The 18,136-nt window shown below is 25.7% G+C and carries 12 protein-coding genes and 1 pseudogene; 7 read left to right on the top strand and 6 right to left on the bottom strand.

What is annotated here, in order from left to right; translation table 11 throughout:
• Nucleotides 1-17 precede the first annotated feature (17 nt).
• Nucleotides 18-1,598 carry a glutamine-hydrolyzing GMP synthase gene (gene guaA / locus CRV12_RS01465; RefSeq protein WP_474117063.1) on the top strand — a complete coding sequence of 527 codons (1,581 nt, stop codon included), beginning with the start codon at nt 18-20 and terminating at the stop codon, nt 1,596-1,598.
• 27 nt (nt 1,599-1,625) lie between these two features.
• On the opposite strand, the gene ppk1 is transcribed toward guaA, so the two are convergent.
• The 3 genes from ppk1 to purM all read right to left on the bottom strand — a co-directional run bounded on the left by ppk1 (nt 1,626) and on the right by purM (nt 5,410).
• Nucleotides 1,626-3,665, bottom strand: a complete 2,040-nt coding sequence (gene ppk1 / locus CRV12_RS01460; RefSeq protein ID WP_420022060.1) for a polyphosphate kinase 1 — start codon at nt 3,663-3,665, stop codon at nt 1,626-1,628.
• 90 nt (nt 3,666-3,755) lie between these two features.
• Nucleotides 3,756-4,373 carry a phosphoribosylglycinamide formyltransferase gene (gene purN, locus CRV12_RS01455; protein WP_136130866.1) on the bottom strand — a complete coding sequence of 206 codons (618 nt, stop codon included), beginning with the start codon at nt 4,371-4,373 and terminating at the stop codon, nt 3,756-3,758.
• Entirely contained in the window at nt 4,370-5,410 is a 1,041-nt protein-coding gene (purM, locus tag CRV12_RS01450; RefSeq protein WP_136130865.1) for a phosphoribosylformylglycinamidine cyclo-ligase, read from the bottom strand. Before purM ends, purN begins: the two co-directional genes overlap by 4 nt.
• A 210-nt stretch (nt 5,411-5,620) precedes the next feature.
• On the opposite strand from purM, the gene upp reads away from it, so the two are divergent.
• From upp to purC, 4 genes are all read left to right on the top strand, one after another.
• Nucleotides 5,621-6,247: a uracil phosphoribosyltransferase gene (upp, locus tag CRV12_RS01445; protein WP_136130922.1), complete on the top strand. Its 627-nt coding sequence runs from the start codon at nt 5,621-5,623 to the stop codon at nt 6,245-6,247.
• A gap of 678 nt (nt 6,248-6,925) precedes the next feature.
• Nucleotides 6,926-7,819: a 4-hydroxy-tetrahydrodipicolinate synthase gene (dapA, locus tag CRV12_RS01440; RefSeq protein ID WP_136130864.1), complete on the top strand. Its 894-nt coding sequence runs from the start codon at nt 6,926-6,928 to the stop codon at nt 7,817-7,819.
• Nucleotides 7,816-8,616, top strand: coding sequence for an outer membrane protein assembly factor BamC (gene bamC / locus CRV12_RS01435; RefSeq protein WP_136130863.1), 801 nt, complete (start codon nt 7,816-7,818; stop codon nt 8,614-8,616). The genes dapA and bamC overlap by 4 nt, the downstream gene beginning before the upstream one ends.
• Before the next feature lie 287 nt (nt 8,617-8,903).
• On the top strand, nt 8,904-9,620 hold the full coding sequence (gene purC / locus CRV12_RS01430) for a phosphoribosylaminoimidazolesuccinocarboxamide synthase (RefSeq protein ID WP_136130862.1): 717 nt from the start codon (nt 8,904-8,906) through the stop codon (nt 9,618-9,620).
• Between the two features lie 51 nt (nt 9,621-9,671).
• Here the strand turns inward: purC and dapE are convergent, their stop codons facing one another.
• Nucleotides 9,672-10,799, bottom strand: a complete 1,128-nt coding sequence (gene dapE, locus CRV12_RS01425; protein ID WP_136130861.1) for a succinyl-diaminopimelate desuccinylase — start codon at nt 10,797-10,799, stop codon at nt 9,672-9,674.
• A gap of 969 nt (nt 10,800-11,768) precedes the next feature.
• Here dapE and ansP point away from each other — a divergent pair.
• Nucleotides 11,769-13,256, top strand: a complete 1,488-nt coding sequence (ansP, locus tag CRV12_RS01420) for an L-asparagine permease (RefSeq protein ID WP_136130860.1) — start codon at nt 11,769-11,771, stop codon at nt 13,254-13,256.
• A gap of 268 nt (nt 13,257-13,524) precedes the next feature.
• On the opposite strand, the gene tal is transcribed toward ansP, so the two are convergent.
• Nucleotides 13,525-14,478: a transaldolase gene (tal, locus tag CRV12_RS01415; RefSeq protein ID WP_136130859.1), complete on the bottom strand. Its 954-nt coding sequence runs from the start codon at nt 14,476-14,478 to the stop codon at nt 13,525-13,527.
• Between the two features lie 270 nt (nt 14,479-14,748).
• Between tal and CRV12_RS01410 the strand changes: the two genes are divergently transcribed.
• Nucleotides 14,749-17,028 carry an NADP-dependent malic enzyme gene (locus CRV12_RS01410; RefSeq protein WP_136130858.1) on the top strand — a complete coding sequence of 760 codons (2,280 nt, stop codon included), beginning with the start codon at nt 14,749-14,751 and terminating at the stop codon, nt 17,026-17,028.
• A 46-nt stretch (nt 17,029-17,074) separates the two neighbouring features.
• On the opposite strand, the pseudogene hemF reads toward CRV12_RS01410, so the two are convergent.
• Nucleotides 17,075-17,977: pseudogene (gene hemF / locus CRV12_RS01405) on the bottom strand (oxygen-dependent coproporphyrinogen oxidase).
• Between the last annotated feature and the right edge of the window lie 159 nt (nt 17,978-18,136).

The following is an 18,136-nucleotide window of genomic DNA, read 5'->3' as shown; positions in this document are numbered from 1 at the left end:
TGGAACAATTTATAATGATACTAAAAAATATATATGAATATCGTATTTTAATACTAGATTTTGGTTCCCAGTATACTAAATTAATTGCAAGACGTATACGTGAGGTAGGTGTTTACTGTAAAATTTTGCCATGGAATATTAATGAAAAAAAAATTATTACTTTCAATCCTAATGGCATTATACTTTCTGGGGGTCCTGAAAGCACTATTAACTTAAACAGTCCACGTGCACCTGATTGTATTTTTAATATTGGTATTCCAGTAATGGGTATATGTTATGGTATGCAAACTATGGTATTACAGTTAGGAGGAACAGTTGTAAGTGCTAAAAAGCGTGAATTTGGTTCTACTCAAATTGAAATAATTAATTCAACTCCGTTAATGCATAATATAAAATATGATATCAATCCTTATGGTAAGGAGATACTGGGTGTATGGATGAGTCATGGTGATCAAGTTAGTTCTATACCTGATGGTTTTGTTTTAATTGCAAAAACCAATAATTGTTCTTTTGCTTTAATAGCTAATGAAAAAAAACATTTTTATGGTTTACAGTTTCATCCGGAAGTTACACATACTAATCAAGGTATAGATATTATAAAAAATTTTGTTATTAATATATGTTTATGTAAAAAATCATGGATACCAAAACAAATTGTTCAACATTTGATTAAACAATTAAAAGATAAAATTGGTCATTGTAGAGTAGTTTTGGGTTTATCAGGTGGTATTGATTCTTCTGTCACAGCTATACTTTTACATCGTGCTATTGGTAATAAATTAACATGTATATTTATTGATAATGGATTACTACATTTAAAAGAAACAGAAAAAGTGATTAGTATATTCAAAACTCATTTTAATTTAAATATTATACATGTTAAAGCAGAAGAAAGATTTTTTGATGCATTAACAGGTATTAAAGATCCAGAGAAAAAGCGTAAAGTTATTGGTTCAGTTTTTATTGATGTATTTAATGAAGAAGCAAAGAAATTAAATAATATACAATGGTTAGCTCAAGGAACTATTTACTCAGATATAATAGAATCTGAAATGTCTTTAATAACAGGAAAATTAAATGTAATTAAATCACATCATAATGTAGGAGGATTACCTAAAAAGATGGATTTATCTATTATTGAACCTATTAAAAAATTATTTAAAGATGAAGTTAGGAAAATTGGTATAGAGTTAGGAATGCCTTATGAAATATTATCTCGTCATCCATTTCCAGGTCCAGGATTGGCTATTCGCATACTAGGTGAAGTAAAAAAAGAATATTGTGGTATATTACGTCAAGCTGATTCTATTGTAATTGAGGAATTACGTAAATATAATTTATACGATAAATTAAGCCAAGTTTTTACTGTATTCTTACCTATTCGTTCAGTTAGTGTTATGGGAGATAGTCGTAAATATGATTGGGTAATTTCATTACGTGCAGTTGAAAGTATTGATTTTATGACTGCAGATTGGGCACATTTACCATATAATTTACTTGCCATTATTTCTAATCGTATCATCAATGAAATTAAAGGCATTTCTCGTGTTGTCTATGATATAAGCAGTAAACCTCCTGCAACTATTGAATGGGAGTAATTTTGCAATAATAACAGCATAAATTTATTAAATTTTTTCTATACTTTTAATGTAATCGTAAATCATTAATTGTGATCTTATTTTATTTTCACATTTAATATAAGAATTACTCATTTTCCTATCAATAATACGCGCCTTTACCGTATCATTTAATTGAATAGTTAATATATTTATGATACGTTGCTTTATATTTGGATCAAGAATGGCTACAGCTACTTCAATGCGATAATCAATATTTCGTGTCATCCAGTCAGCGGAAGATAAGAATATTTTTTTATTGCCTTTATTTTCAAAAACATAAACTCGATCATGTTCTAAATATCTATCAACAATACTAATAATATGAATGTTGTCACTAATCCCAGGTAAATTTGGAATTAGTGAACACATACTTCTTACTAATAAATTAATTTTAACTCCAAACTTTGATGCTGTATAAAGCCTGTTAATAAGACCCCTGTCTACTAAATTATTTATCTTTAAAATAATACCAGATGGTAATTTCTGTTTTGCATTAGAAATTTCTTTATCAATTAATTGATAAAGAACACGACGAGAATTTTGAGGTGATACAATTAAATAATGAAATGTTACTGGACGATATGGGTTTTCAATAAAATTGAATACCTTACGTATTTCATTGGTTATTCGTGAATCAGAGGTTAATAATGAATAGTCTGTGTAAACACGAGCAGTTTTTTCATTAAAGTTACCTGTTCCTATATGACCATAAAATACTATTATTTTATCTTCTTGACGTGAAATTAAAAATAGCTTAGCGTGAATTTTCAGACCTGGTGCAGAAAAAATTACATGCACTCCAGCTTCCGTAAGGCGTTTAGACCAGTAAATGTTTGTTTCTTCATCAAAACGTGCTTGTAATTCGACTACTACTGTAACTTTCTTACCATTGTATGCAGCATGGATCATAGCATCCATTATTCTAGAATGTTTTGCAACTCTATATATGTTTATTTTTATCGATAATACTTTAGGATCAAAAGATGCTTGCTGTAATAATTCTAATATATGCTCAAAACTATAATACGGATAATATAATAGTATATCATTATTGCGAATTGCATCAAAATAATTACGAGAGCTATCAAAACTAATATGACGAATTGGTGGTAAGTAATGATTAATGTAACTACTGTCTCCTATATTTGGAAAATTCATAAAATCTTTAAAATTATGATAACGATTACTGGGAAGTACCGAATCAAGATTTGTAATAGATAATTTATGACACAGTAATTTTACAATATTATTCGGCATGTTACGTTGATATACTAAACGTACTGGTTCTGAAGTTAAACGTTTTTTAAGACTAGATGACATTAGTTCTAATAAGCTAAATTCCATTTCTGATGCTAAGTCATATTTAGCATCTCTTGTTATTTTCATGGAATAAGCATTTAATACATCATAATCGTAAAAACCTTTAAATATATCATTTAAACAATATCTTAAAATATTATCTAATATAATAATATGTTTATGCTTGCTTGATGGTTCAGCAGGAATGGTGATAAATCTAGGCAATTTATCTGAAGGAATTTCTAATAATGCATAGAAATTTATATTTTTACAGATAATTTCAACTACCAAATAAGTATAATCATCTTTAAGAAATTTAGTTAAATCGATTTCAGTATTAATAATGATAGGAATTATATGTTGACTTAATTTATATTTAAAATATTTACGAAGCCAAATCTGCTGATTATAAGATAGTTGTGTTTCTTTAATCAAGAATATTTTATTATGTGCCATTTCAGTTATTAGATCATAATATATGGTATTAAACTTTTGATCTGATTTTATAATTTGTTTTTGAATCTTTTTAAAAAGATAAAATGGAGTGTTTAATGATTTTTGTTCTTCATTTATTAAAATACGTCTTTTTAAATCCGCAAAACGAACTTTATAAAACTCGTCTAAATTATTTGAATAAATACCTAAAAAACGCATTCTTTCTATTAATGGGTTATTTCTATCTTTTGCTTCCTGTAATACACGTTCATTAAAAGATAACCAGCTGAGTTCTTTTTCAATATAAAACATTACCCTGCCTATATCTATCAACAATTTAATATATTAAAATTAAAAACCATTATTTATTTATAAATATAACTTTTAAAAAGTTATTTAAATCTATATATAACCTTTTAAAGATAACTTTATACCATCTAACCATGCATTTTTTTCTTTCATAATTAGCCTACCTTCAAGAAACCACTTAATTACCACTGGATATATAATATGTTCTTTATCTTTAATTCGTTGAATAATAGAATTTTCATCATCCTTAGGAAATACATTAATTTTACTTTGTATTACAATTGGTCCTTTGTCTAATTCTTCAGTAACAAAATGTACTGAAGATCCATGTTCTAAATCACCATTTTTTAATACTTTACGATGAGTATTCAGTCCAGGATATTTAGGTAACAGAGAAGGATGAATATTAAGTATCATACCTTTATAATGATCAATAAAAAAATTATTAAGAATACGCATATAACCAGCCAAAACAATTAAATCTGGTTCGTATACATCAATTTCCTTAGAAAGGACGTAATCAAATTTCTTATTATTTTCAGTTATTACATGCGTTGGTATATATTCTCTTCTAGCATATATTAAACCATATGCAGAAGATTTATTGCTAAAAACAGCAACTATTTTACCATTAATTCGTTGTTTACAAGCATCAATGATGGATTTTAAATTACTTCCTTTACCAGAAATTAAAACAACTATCTTTTTCATTTTATAAAAAGCACACGTTCTTTATCATGAGAATGTTTAATTAAACCTATTTTCCAAACATTCTCATGAATATTATTCATAAAAGAAATTGTTTTATCAACTTCTATTGGATTTACTATTATCAACATACCAACACCACAATTAAAAATCCGGTACATTTCATAGTTAGTGATATTAGTTTTTCTTTGTATCCAATTAAATATAGAAGGCCATTCCCAACTTCTTTCATTAATAACTGCTTGAGTATTATTTGGAAGTACTCTAGGAATATTTTCTAATAAACCTCCACCGGTAATATGTATTATTGCTTTTATATTAACATGCTGTATTAACTTTAATATTTTTTTTACGTATATACGAGTTGGCTCAATTAAATGATGTAATAAAGATTTTCCATCAAGCTGATAAATTAAAGGATTAATATTGTTGATTTTAAGAATATTACGTATTAAAGAATAACCGTTAGCATGTGGTCCACTGGAACTGAAAGCAATTAATACATCACCATTACTAACTTGTCTTCCATTAATAATTTTTGATTTTTCAACGACTCCTACACAAAACCCAGCTATATCATAATCTTGATTAAGATACATTCCTGGCATTTCGGCAGTCTCACCGCCTATTAAGGTACAACCTGAAATTAAGCAACCTTCAGCGATGCTATTGATTATTGAAGTAGCAATTTTTATATTTAATTTACTAGTTGAATAATAGTCCAAAAAAAACAAAGGTTCTGCTCCACATACTATTAAATCATTAACACACATAGCAACTAAATCGATACCGATATCTTTGTAATGTTCAGTATCAATCGCTAAAAGGGATTTAGTACCTATACCATCAGTAGTAGAAACTAATACTGGTTCAACGTAATTTTGTGGTAAATTACATAGTGAGTTAAAACCACCTATATCACTTATTACTTCAGATCGATATGTTTTTTTTGCTATTTTTTTTATATTTTTAATTAAAGAGTTACTATTGTCAATATTAACTCCAGAATCTTTATAACTTATAGATAATTTATTAAACACTAAATTATATTCCTTAAATTTAAATTATTATTAATTAATAAAGTGTTATTTATTATTAATAAAGTAAAATACTTAATATTGCAATACAATTTTCTATTAATATTTGTTTGAGTTAAAATATAAAAAATTTTGGTCTATAAATAGATGATAAATATTGAAAAAAGTAGTATCATGATAAATTTTAATATGAAATTGCTCATAGGAACATTGATGAAAATTATTGAAGTAAAACATCCTTTAATTAAACATAAATTAGGTTTAATGCGTGCACATGATATCAGTACTAAATGTTTCCGTGAATTAGCATCTGAAATAGGTAGTTTACTAACTTATGAAGCAACTTCTGATTTAAAAACCAAAAGTATCGTTATAAAGGGTTGGAATGGATTAGTAGAGGTTGATAAAATCGAAAATAAAAAAATTACAATAGTTCCTATTTTACGTGCAGGTTTAGGCATGATAGAAGGTGTATTACAATATCTACCGAGTGCACGTATTAGTATAGTTGGTATGTATCGTGATAAAAAAACCCTAGTTCCAATACCTTATTTTCAAAAATTAGCTTCTAATATCGATGAAAGTATGGCAATAATAGTTGATCCTTTATTAGCTACTGGGGGATCTATGATTGCAACTGTTAATCTTTTAAAAAAAGCTGGATGTAAACATATTAAAGCATTAGTTCTGATAGTTGCACCAGAGGGTATTAATGAGCTAGAAAAAGTACATAAAGATATAGAATTATATACTGCTTCAGTAGATAAAAACTTAAATGAAAAAGGATATATTATTCCAGGTCTTGGAGATGCAGGAGATAAGATTTTTGGAACACAATAATAGTTATTTATTATAAATGATTTGTTTTTTATTTGTATTGTGTAATAATTGTTACTCTTGTGAAATTTCATTTAATATTTAGAATAATAAGTAATATAAATTTCATTTAGATATATATTAATTAATAAATATAATTTTATTAATTAATAATAAAATATTAATTTAAAGTTAACGAAATCATTATATAACTTTAATATTAATTTTAAATATATTATAATTATATTGATATTAATATAATTATAATATATTTAAAATTAATATTAAATATACATATATCAGAAGTTAAATCAAAATTTACTTGATTTAAGCATCTTATATTATATAAATTATTACTGATATTAATAAATATAATAAATAAATTAATTTTTGTTCAAAAATTAAATAAATAATTTTATTAAAATATGTTACTATATGTATTTGGGAAATAATAAAAAAGATATTATTTAATATTTAATATTTTTTATAAAAATTTTACTTAAATTTATAGTTAGTATTTATAAGTTTTAACATATAATTAAAATTTATAGTAAAATAAATTAGATAATAATAAAATGTATATGTTAATATACAACTTAGTTAAATTATAAAACAATTATTTCAGTATTACCCAATGAGTAAGTTTAAATTCATTTTTAATTTGAGAAAAATTATGAAAAACCTTCTTAAGGAAAATCTATAATGTTTGCAGGAAGTATCGTTGCTCTTGTGACTCCAATGGATATTAAAGGTAATATATGTCGTTATAGTTTAAAAAAGTTAATTAATTATCATATCAATAGTGGAACTTCAGCTATTGTTTCTGTTGGTACTACTGGTGAATCTGCAACATTAAGTCATGAAGAACATGGAAATGTAGTCATGAAAACTTTAGAAATTGCAAACGAAAATATTGCGGTAATTGCTGGTACCGGTTCTAATGATACAGCAGAAGCTATTTCTCTTACCAAACGTTTTGAGAATTCTGGAGTTATAGGATGTTTAAGTGTAACACCTTACTATAATCGTCCTACACAAGAAGGATTATACCAACATTTTAAAGCCATTGCTAACAGTACTAATTTACCACAATTATTATATAATGTTCCATCCCGTACTGGTTGTGATATGCTTCCGGAAACCATAGCACGTCTATCAAAAATTAATAATATAATTGGAATAAAGGAAGCTACTGGAGATTTATCACGTATTAATCAAATAACCAATTTAGTTGATGAGGATTTCATTTTAATTAGTGGTGATGACATTACTGCATTAGAATTTATGAAATTAGGAGGTAAGGGTATTATTTCAGTAACAGCTAATATTGCTGCTAAAGAAATGGTCAAGATATGTCAGTTAGCAAGCCAAAAAAAATTTAATCAAGCTAATAAATTAAATCAACGTTTAATGTTTTTACATAAAGCTCTTTTCTGTGAATCAAATCCTATAGCAGTAAAATGGGCTGCTAAGAAATTAGGTTTGATAAAATACGACACTCTGCGTTTACCAATGACTCCTTTAAGTATTATTAATCAATCAAAGGTAAAGCAGGCTTTAATAAAATCAGGTTTACAAATTGGGAATTGTAGATGAATTGCTCAGTAAAACATTCAAATTACATGTTAATAATAACATTATTCATTACTATGTTTTTACTATCTTCATGCTCTAAAATGGGTATTGGTGAAGATTATTACTTAAATACTGATAAGTTACGTGAATTAAAATCACCTAAAGACACTATTTTTCCTATTCAAAGAGGAGACTACGATATACCAGTTATAAAAAAATCAAACAATAAACTTAAAAAACAACCTGTTTTATATCCACCAATTCAACCGTTAAAAATTATCGATGGATTTTATACTAGTTTTATTAATAATAAAGGATTGTTATTTATTAATAATAGAAATATTGATATTACTTGGTCACATCTTATTGACATTATAAAATATTATAATATTCCAGTTTTATCGAAAAACAAATTATTGTATAAAATTACAACAGATTGGATTAATTTACCTAAAGATTATGGAAATAAACATTATATTGGAAAATATCAATTTATATTAAAAAAATATCATTCTAAATTACAACTAACTGTACATTTAATGGAGCTAAAACAAGATAAAAAAAATATTACGTCGTCCTTTTATATAAGACATTACACGATACAAATGATTAATAAAATTATTTTACATTGGTCCAAAACATATAATAATAAACATATTAATTACAGCGCCAAAACACAAATAAAAAATATTTTTGAGAAAAATAAGATATATGCATCAAAAATTATTGCATTTTTTGATATGGGTTGGCAGCGATTGAAAATAGCCCTAAAATTTATAGAGATGAAGATACATTACTATCAAAATAAATGGTCATAATAAATTATAAGTTAGATTTAATATAAATTAAGAAACATATAATAATATCTTTTGGTAATAGATTAATAAAAAAATCTATTTATCAAACAGTAAATATTTTATATAGTTTGGTAATTTAAATACATTAATTTACCATTAAGATATTAACGAAATTATTAAATGATGTTTTAATATTATTTATTTCAAATAATATTAAATATGCAAGATGTTTTATTTGAATAGACGATATATTAACATTATTTATAATAATTTTGTAACTTGTTGATCTATTTTTTTGGAATTTTATAATGGAAAAAAAATCTGAATTATATCGTGGAAAATCAAAAAATGTATATTGTACTGAAAAAAAAGATTTATTAATAATACATTTCCGAGATGATATATCAGCTAATAACGGACTTAAAATTAAACAATTTTTTGGTAAAGGAATAATAAATAATAAAATTAATTGCTTTATTATGAATTTCTTACAGAACAATGGAATATCAACTCATATAGAAAAACTAATATCAGACAATCAAGTATTAGTTAAAAAGTTAAAAATGATACCAATCGAATGTGTTTTAAGAAACATTGCTTCAGGTTCTTTAGTTAAACGTCTTGATATTAAAGAAGGTATGGTGTTAAATCCTCCAATATTTGAAATATTTTTTAAAAATGACATTAAAAATGATCCAATGATTAATGATTCTCATTGTGAAACTTTCAATTGGGTTAATAAAGAAAATTTCATAAAAATGAAATTACTTACTTACAAAATAAACGATATTTTAAAAAAATTATTTATTGATATTAATATTATACTAGTTGATTTTAAATTAGAATTTGGTTTGATTAATAATACAATAATTTTAGGAGATGAATTTTCACCAGATGTTGCACGTTTATGGGATAAAGAAAATATGAAAAAAATGGATAAAGATTTGTTTCGAGAAGATTCTATTGGGTTAATTAAATCTTATAAATCAATTGCAAATCGCTTAGGAATTAAATTTAATTTTTAATAAATATAAAATACGTATTAAAACAATATTTTTTGAATTATTAGATATTTTTTAAGCAATTAATTGTTGCATTATATTTTGATATATTTTACTTAATATTTTTAAATCAGAGATTCTGACACATTCATTTATTTTATGGATAGTTGCATTTACTAAACCTAATTCAACTATTTGAGCACCTGTACGGGAGATAAAACGTCCATCTGACGTTCCACCTGTATTTAAAATTTTTGGTTGAATTTTATTATATTGTAATACTGTAGTCATTACTGTATCAATTAATATACCACTAGAAGTAAGGAATGGCTGAGCTGCAACGTCCCATTCAATAGAGTAACTTAATTGAAGTTTTGAAAGTAATATATCAATATTTTCACGGATTTTTACGTCATTCAATTCTGTGCTAAAACGAATATTAAATTGAATCAATAAATTGCCAGGAATAATATTAGTACTACCATCACCTGCTTTTATATTAGTAACTTGTATACTTGTAGGTGGAAAAAAATCGTTTCCTTTATCCCAAACGATACATATTAATTCATTGAGTAATTTTACTCCAATATGTATAGGATTATTAGCTAGATTAGGATAAGCAACATGCCCTTGTATTCCATGAATTATTAGATTAACATTTATTGAACCGCGACGTCCATTTTTTACTATATCTCCTACAATTATATTACTAGTTGGCTCGCCAATTAAACAATAATCTAAACATATGTTTCTAGAAATTAATCTTTCAATTACTTTTAAAGTACCATGATTTGCACTGCTTTCTTCATCAGAAGTTATAAGAAAAGCTAAACAACCTTTATGATTTGGATATTTTTTGACAAAACGTTCAGCAGCTACTATCATTGCTGCTAAGGCCCCTTTCATATCTACGGCACCTCGACCAAATAACATATCTTTGTAAATAATAGGATCAAAGGGAAAGCTATTCCAGCTATTAATGTCACCAGGATGTACTACATCAGTATGACCAGCAAAAGCTAAAGTTTTTCCATATCGGCGCGTTGCCCAAAAATTTTTAGTATTATTAATGTTTATCTTTTCTACTTGAAAACCAATTGATTTAAGACGGTTAATTAATATATCTTGACATCCAGCATCATTAGGACTAATTGAAGGACATCGAATCAATTGTTTTGTAAGTTCAATTATTGGGCATAACATAAAGATTTTCTCCTTAAATAACTTTAATTAATATAAATATAGAAATATATTTAAATAATTTAAAAAAACTGTAATAATTTTATTCTTTTTCATTTTATGATGCATATTTTAAAAAAAATAATAAAAGTGTATTTCTATTAAATTATTGATAATTTAATCAGATTAATCTTAATACATTTTATGTAACTTTCATTTTATGTAACTTTTATTTATCTTAGTGATATATTGATTGATTTTTAGAAAAATAATTTTATTAATAATGAAATTATGAATAATATAATCTATTATTTAAATTATTAATTTTTCATTCGTAATTATTATACGAATGAAAAATTAATAAATAAATAAAATTTTTATGAATATAATTTAACAATTACTTTATAATAGAAATTAGTTAATATCAATTATGTATTAAAAAGTAGTTAATAGTGAATTTTTAGCTATTAATGATTTTATAAAATTAATACCATTATTATAAAATTTAATTAAAAAATTTGTAAATAAATTTAATAGTTTTTTAATTTATTTACAATATAAATAAATTTTAATTATAATATAGATTAATATTATTTTCGCATTTTTAGTTACTGAAAAATTTTATTAAATTATTATATTATGGGTTTATTAATTTAATAAATTCTATTGAATAAAATATATTTTCATATATATATATATTTATTTTTATCTTTTTCTGTTAAAAATTAAATTATTAGCAACTTTTAAAAGATAAGATAACTCTAAATATATAACGAAAAAAGATTAATTATAATTGAATATATAATATCGTATTTTATTATGAGTTATTACATTAATAAAATTCAGTATAAAAATTAGCTTTTATATTACATAAAATAACATAAAATTTATCGATATAAACTTCTATTTTATTTTGTATAATTTATGATCTGAATAAATACATCCCATATTCCTAATAATTTAATTATGCTAATTAGGATAAATAGAAAAATTATGACAAATAGAAAAAAAGACCTAACTGAAATAATTGATGCAAAAAGACGTTGGTTAAATTCTCATGATATTGGTTATCAAAAATCTATGGATAACAGACATGTTCAAATGATTGCGCTTGGAGGAGCTATAGGAACTGGTTTATTTTTAGGAACAGGTGGTAGATTACAAACAGCAGGACCTGCATTATTACTAATTTATTTAGTATGTGGGATTTTTTCTTTTTTTATATTACGTGCTTTAGGTGAATTAATTTCAAATCGCCCCTCTAGTGGTAATTTTGTTTCTTATGCTAGAGAATTTCTTGGAGAAAAAGCTTCATATGTCGCAGGATGGATGTATTTTGTTAATTGGGCTATGACTGGTATAGTAGATATTACTGCAGTTGCATTATATATGAAGTATTGGAATATATTTAATAATATTCCTCAATGGACATTTGCTCTCTTTGCTCTAGCATTAGTTGGTATTATGAATATGGTTGGAGTGAGGTGGTTTGCAGAAATGGAATTTTGGTGCTCTATAATTAAAGTATTGGCGATTGTTTTCTTTTTGATTATAGGTATAGCAGTTTTAATTAGTGGTAAACCAATAGATGGTAATGCTACTGGATTTCATTTAATTATTGATAAAGGAGGATTTTTTCCACATGGATTATTACCATCTTTAGTTTTAATACAAGGAGTAGTATTTGCTTTTGCATCAATTGAACTTGTTGGTACAGCAGCGGGTGAATGTAAAGATCCTAAAACAATATTACCAAAAGCAATTAATAGTATAATATGGCGTATAGGTATATTTTATATTGGTTCGATATTACTATTAGTACTATTACTACCATGGAATGCATATCATGAAAATCAAAGTCCTTTTGTCACCTTTTTAGCTAAATTAGATATACCATATATATGTAGCTTTATGAATATTGTGGTTTTAAGTGCGGCTCTTTCTAGTATAAATTCAGGTTTATATTCTACAGGACGTATTCTTCGTTCTATGTCGATGGGTGGATCAGCACCAAAATTTATGTCAAAAATGAGTGCTCAACAAGTACCTTATGCAGGAATTGTATCTACTATTGTGATTTATATAATTGGTGTTTTTCTAAATTACATCTTACCTTCAAAAGTTTTTGAAATTGTGTTGAACTATGCTTCTCTTGGTATTATTTCTTCTTGGACTTTTATAATAGTATGTCAGTTACGTTTACGTAAAGCTATTAAAGAAGGTAAGGCTAATGATGTAACTTTTAAATTACCTGGTGCTCCTTTTACTTCATGGTTGACTCTGTTATTTTTATTTTGTGTATTAGTATTGATGGCATTTGATTATCCAAATGGTACATATACTATTGCTTCTATTCCTTTAATCGCCTTAATTTTAGTCCTGGGATGGTTTGGAGTACGTAAAAGAGTTCAAGAAATCTCTAAAAAACATTTACAAGAAATGAATGTATATGAAGAGTATAATGAAGAAAAAATAGATTAATCGTTATATTAAATATTATATTTGTAAAAAAACTTAATTAAAATTGCTAAAAAATTTTTATATATTTTAAATTAGATAAATATTTATATTTAATAATATATAAATATTTAATTTTATAAAAAATTAAATTAGGAAATTAAAATATTTATTTAATTATATAAATCAATAAATTTAATAAATGGCTTAAAATCATTTATTGTTGGTTATTTGTATATTAATAACATTGATTTTGTTAATCAAGGCGGAAAAATTCCGCCTTGATTCTTAACTAAAATTTGGATGCAATTAATTTATCTAATGTATATTGATCAATAGAAAATTGACGAATACCTTCAGATAATTTTTCTACTGCCATAGGATTTTGGTTATGTTCCCAACGAAATTCAGATTCTGAAATCAAGGATGAATCTGAAATAACCTTATTAAAAAATAGTTTTAATTTTTTTGTTAAAGGTTCATAATTATTTTGTAATTCCTTTAATAAAATTGGAGATATTGTTAAATAATCACAACCAGCTAATGCAATTATTTGTTCTATTCTACGGAAGCTAGCACCCATAATTATAGTTTTATATTGATGATTTTTATAGTAATTATAAATATCCTTAATTAATTTTACCCCTGGATCTTTATCGACTAAATATTGAGGAGTAAAATTTTGTTTATTATGCCAATCATAAATTCTACCCACAAATGGAGAGATTAAAAATACATTTGCTTCAGCACAAGCTCTTGCTTGATTAACAGAAAATATTAATGTAAGATTACATTTTATACCATTTTTTTCTATTTCTTCAGCAGCACGAATTCCTTCCCAAGTTGCCGCCAATTTAATTAAAATACGATGATCTTCAATACCGTTTGCTTTATACATGTTAATTAATTTTTTAGCTTTACTAATAGATTCAATTGTATTAAAAGATAATCTAGAGTCTATTTCTGTAGAAATACGACCAGGTATATATTTAAGTATCTCTGTCCCAATATTTACAGCAATTTTATCACTTGCATTAACAATCATTACTTCTTTACTACCACCTTGTTTTTTAGCATAATTAATTGCATCATTAACTAAAAATTTATAACTATCTGATTTAACAGATCTAAGTATAATCGCAGGATTAGTAGTTGCATCTTCTGGATGGTATTTTTGAATAGACTGTATGTCACTACTATCTATAACTACGGTAGTAAATTTTTTTAAAGATTCTAATTGATTCATGCTATATCCCTTAAGTAAATAAAAATAATATTTTAAAATACAAAAAATTATTTTTATGTATTTATATTGTTATCAAGTTTTAGTTACAATAAAAATTAATAATTTTATATGAATATTAAAATATTTTTTATTTAATATTAAAGATACTATTATTATTTATAATAATATGAAATTTAATAATTTATTGTTAAAATATAAAAATTAATATAATTCTTATAGTTCAGAAATCAATAAAAATTCATTATCATTTATATATAAAAAGGATATAAAATGGATGATAAAATAAGACAAAGCGCACTAGATTTTCATAAATATCCAACAGCAGGAAAAATCCAAGTATCTCCTACCAAACCTTTAGTAACTCAACATGATTTAGCTTTAGCATACTCACCTGGTGTAGCAGCACCATGTTTGGAAATAGCTAATAATCCATTAAAAGCATATCAATATACATCTCGTGGTAATTTAGTAGCGGTAATATCTAATGGTACTGCCGTATTAGGTTTAGGAAATATTGGAGCTGCAGCTTCTAAACCAGTAATGGAAGGTAAAGGAGTTTTATTTAAAAAATTTGCAGGTATTGATGTATTTGATATTGAAATAAATGAAGTTAATCCTGATAAAATAGTACAAATTATTTCTTCATTAGAACCAACTTTTGGTGGAATAAATTTAGAAGATATAAAAGCACCAGAATGTTTTTATATAGAACAAGAATTACGTAATCGTATGCAAATTCCAGTATTTCATGATGATCAACATGGTACTGCAATTATTTGTACTGCAGCAGTTATTAATGGATTAAATATAGTTAATAAATGTATTTCTAATGTTAAATTGGTAGTATCTGGAGCAGGTGCATCAGCTATTGCTTGTATGAATCTATTAGTAACGTTAGGTTTACCTAAATGTAATATACAAGTTTGCGATTCTAAGGGATTGATTTTTCATGGAAGAGAAAAAAACATGGAAATCACCAAAGCTGAATATGCTATTGAAGATAATGGAAAAAGAACATTAGATGAAATAATTGATGATGCAGATATATTTCTAGGTTGTTCTGGTCCAAGAGTATTAACTGTAAAAATGGTTCAAAAAATGGCAAAAAACCCATTAATTTTAGCTTTAGCTAACCCAGAACCAGAAATTATGCCGCCATTAGCTAAATCGGTAAGACCAGATGCAATTATTTGTACTGGACGTTCTGATTTTCCTAATCAAGTAAATAACGTTTTATGTTTTCCTTTTATTTTTCGTGGAGCTTTAGATGTAGGAGCAACTACAATTAATGAAGAAATGAAAATTGCTGCAGTAAATGCTATTGCAGCTATAGCTAAAGCTGAGCAAAATGATATTGTTGCATCAGCTTATGAGAAACAGGAACTCGTTTTTGGTCCTGAATATTTAATCCCTAAACCATTCGATCCTAGATTAATTGTTCAAATAGCACCTGCTGTTGCTAAGGCTGCTATGAATTCTGGTGTTGCTACTCGTCCTATAAAAGATTTTGAAGCATACCGAGAAAAACTTACCGAATTTGTTTATAAAACAAACCTATTTATGAAACCAATATTTTCGCAAGCACGTAAAGAAAAGAAACATGTTGTACTAACAGAAGGAGAAGATATAAGAGTACTACATGCTACACAAGAATTAATAACACTTGGTTTAGCAAAACCAATTTTAATTGGACGACCAAATGTTATTAAAATGCGTTTACAAAGACAAGGTTTAAAAATTGAAATAGACAAAGATTTTGAGCTTGTAAATAACGAATCCGATCATCGTTTTAAGGAATATTGGAAAGAATATTATAATATAATGAAACGTAAAGGAATAACACCGGAACAAGCACAAAGGATTGTAATTAGCAATCCAACCGTAATTGGAACAATTATGTTACATAGAGGTGAAGCCGATGCATTAATTTGTGGAATTATTGGAAATTATAGTGAACACTACGAAATAATAAAAAATGTATTAGGTTTAAGAAATGATGTTAAAGTAGCAGGCACTATAAATGCATTATTATTACCCAGTGGTAATACTTTTATTGCTGATACATATGTTAACGAAGATCCTACACCAGAACAATTAGCTAATATTACTCTAATGGCAGCAGAGACAGTAAAACGTTTTGGTATGGAACCTAAAGTGGCTTTATTATCTCATTCTAGTTTTGGTACTTCTAATGCACCTAGTGCACAAAAAATGAGAAAAGCTTTAGAAATTATAAAAACAATTGCTCCGCAATTAGAGGTAGATGGCGAAATGCATGGAGACGCTGCTCTTGTTGAAAACATACGTAATGAATTAATGCCAAATAGCCCTCTTAAAGGTACTGCTAATCTACTTATTATGCCTAATGTAGAAGCAGCAAGAATAAGTTATAATTTATTACGGGTATCATGTTCTGAAGGAGTAACAATTGGTCCAGTTCTAATGGGTATGAAAAAACCAGTGCATATACTGACTAGTATTTCTTCTGTAAGAAGAATTGTTAATATGGTAGCACTGTCTGTAGTAGAAGCTCAAACTAAACCTTTATAAAATAATATATAAAGAAAAGAAATTAAATTGTATTAACTTTTATAAATTAAGATAACCAATTTTTAACTGGTAGAAAGTCTCTATATAGAGAGGCTTCTGCCGAATTTACAGTAGGTTGATAGTTATATTCCCAACGCACTAAAGGAGGCATTGAAATTAAAATAGATTCAATTCTACCATTTGTTTGTAAACCAAATACAGTACCACGATCGTAAATTAAATTAAATTAAACATACCTACTACGTCTATAAAGTTGAAAATCACGTTCTCTTTTACCCCATATATAATTTTTACGACGTATGACAATTGGTTGATAAGCAAGTAAAAAACCATTTCCTATAGCTTTTGCAAATTCAAAACAGTATTCAAAATTTGGTTTGTTGAGATCATCAAAAAATAATCCTCCTACACCACGCTGTTCATTTCGATGCTTAATATAAAAATATTCATCACACCATTTTTTATATTTATAGTATAGATGTTCTCCAAATGGCAAACAAATGTTAAATGCTGTTTTATGCCAATGAACTACATCTTCTTCAAATCCATAAAAAGGTGTTAAGTCAAACCCTCCACCAAACCACCAAATAGGTTCAGCGCCTAATTTTTCTGCAATAAAAAAACGTATATTAGCATGCGTAGTTGGAATATAAGGATTTAGTGGATGAATTATTACTGATACACCCAATGCTTTAAAACTATATCCTAATAGTTTTTTATGATAAAATGTTGCTGATGATGGTATGTTATTCTTATGAATGTATGAATAATTTACTCCTACTTGTTCAAATACTTTCCCTTTTTTTAATATACAACTTTGACCATAACAATCTATGGAATGCCATTTATCTTTTTTAAACTCTTTATTATCTTTTTCTTCAAGAATTATAAAATTACAAATTTTATTTTGTAATTTTAACAAAAAATTTTTTACAATAGATATATACATTATATTTACTATTTTAATATCAAATAAATTGAAATGTTATTATTAATAGTTAACTTATTTTATTTTTTATTAAATTTCTTTACTACCAATATTATAATCAGTTTTATCTACATTCTTATATAAAAAGAAAAACACAAAAGACGATAACAGTGATTGGTC

This window comes from Candidatus Pantoea edessiphila (assembly GCF_002933315.1).
GTDB lineage: Bacteria > Pseudomonadota > Gammaproteobacteria > Enterobacterales > Enterobacteriaceae > Pantoea_C.
This window is presented reverse-complemented; position numbering and strand designations above follow the sequence as displayed.

Coding starts and splice junctions, on each gene's coding strand:
- ppk1 (WP_420022060.1), bottom strand. CDS start 3,665: ATGTTTTATATTGAAAAAGAACTCAGCTGGTTATCTTTTAATGAACGT.
- purN (WP_136130866.1), bottom strand. CDS start 4,373: ATGAAAAAGATAGTTGTTTTAATTTCTGGTAAAGGAAGTAATTTAAAA.
- upp (WP_136130922.1), top strand. CDS start 5,621: ATGAAAATTATTGAAGTAAAACATCCTTTAATTAAACATAAATTAGGT.
- dapA (WP_136130864.1), top strand. CDS start 6,926: ATGTTTGCAGGAAGTATCGTTGCTCTTGTGACTCCAATGGATATTAAA.
- bamC (WP_136130863.1), top strand. CDS start 7,816: ATGAATTGCTCAGTAAAACATTCAAATTACATGTTAATAATAACATTA.
- purC (WP_136130862.1), top strand. CDS start 8,904: ATGGAAAAAAAATCTGAATTATATCGTGGAAAATCAAAAAATGTATAT.
- dapE (WP_136130861.1), bottom strand. CDS start 10,799: ATGTTATGCCCAATAATTGAACTTACAAAACAATTGATTCGATGTCCT.
- ansP (WP_136130860.1), top strand. CDS start 11,769: ATGACAAATAGAAAAAAAGACCTAACTGAAATAATTGATGCAAAAAGA.
- tal (WP_136130859.1), bottom strand. CDS start 14,478: ATGAATCAATTAGAATCTTTAAAAAAATTTACTACCGTAGTTATAGAT.
- CRV12_RS01410 (WP_136130858.1), top strand. CDS start 14,749: ATGGATGATAAAATAAGACAAAGCGCACTAGATTTTCATAAATATCCA.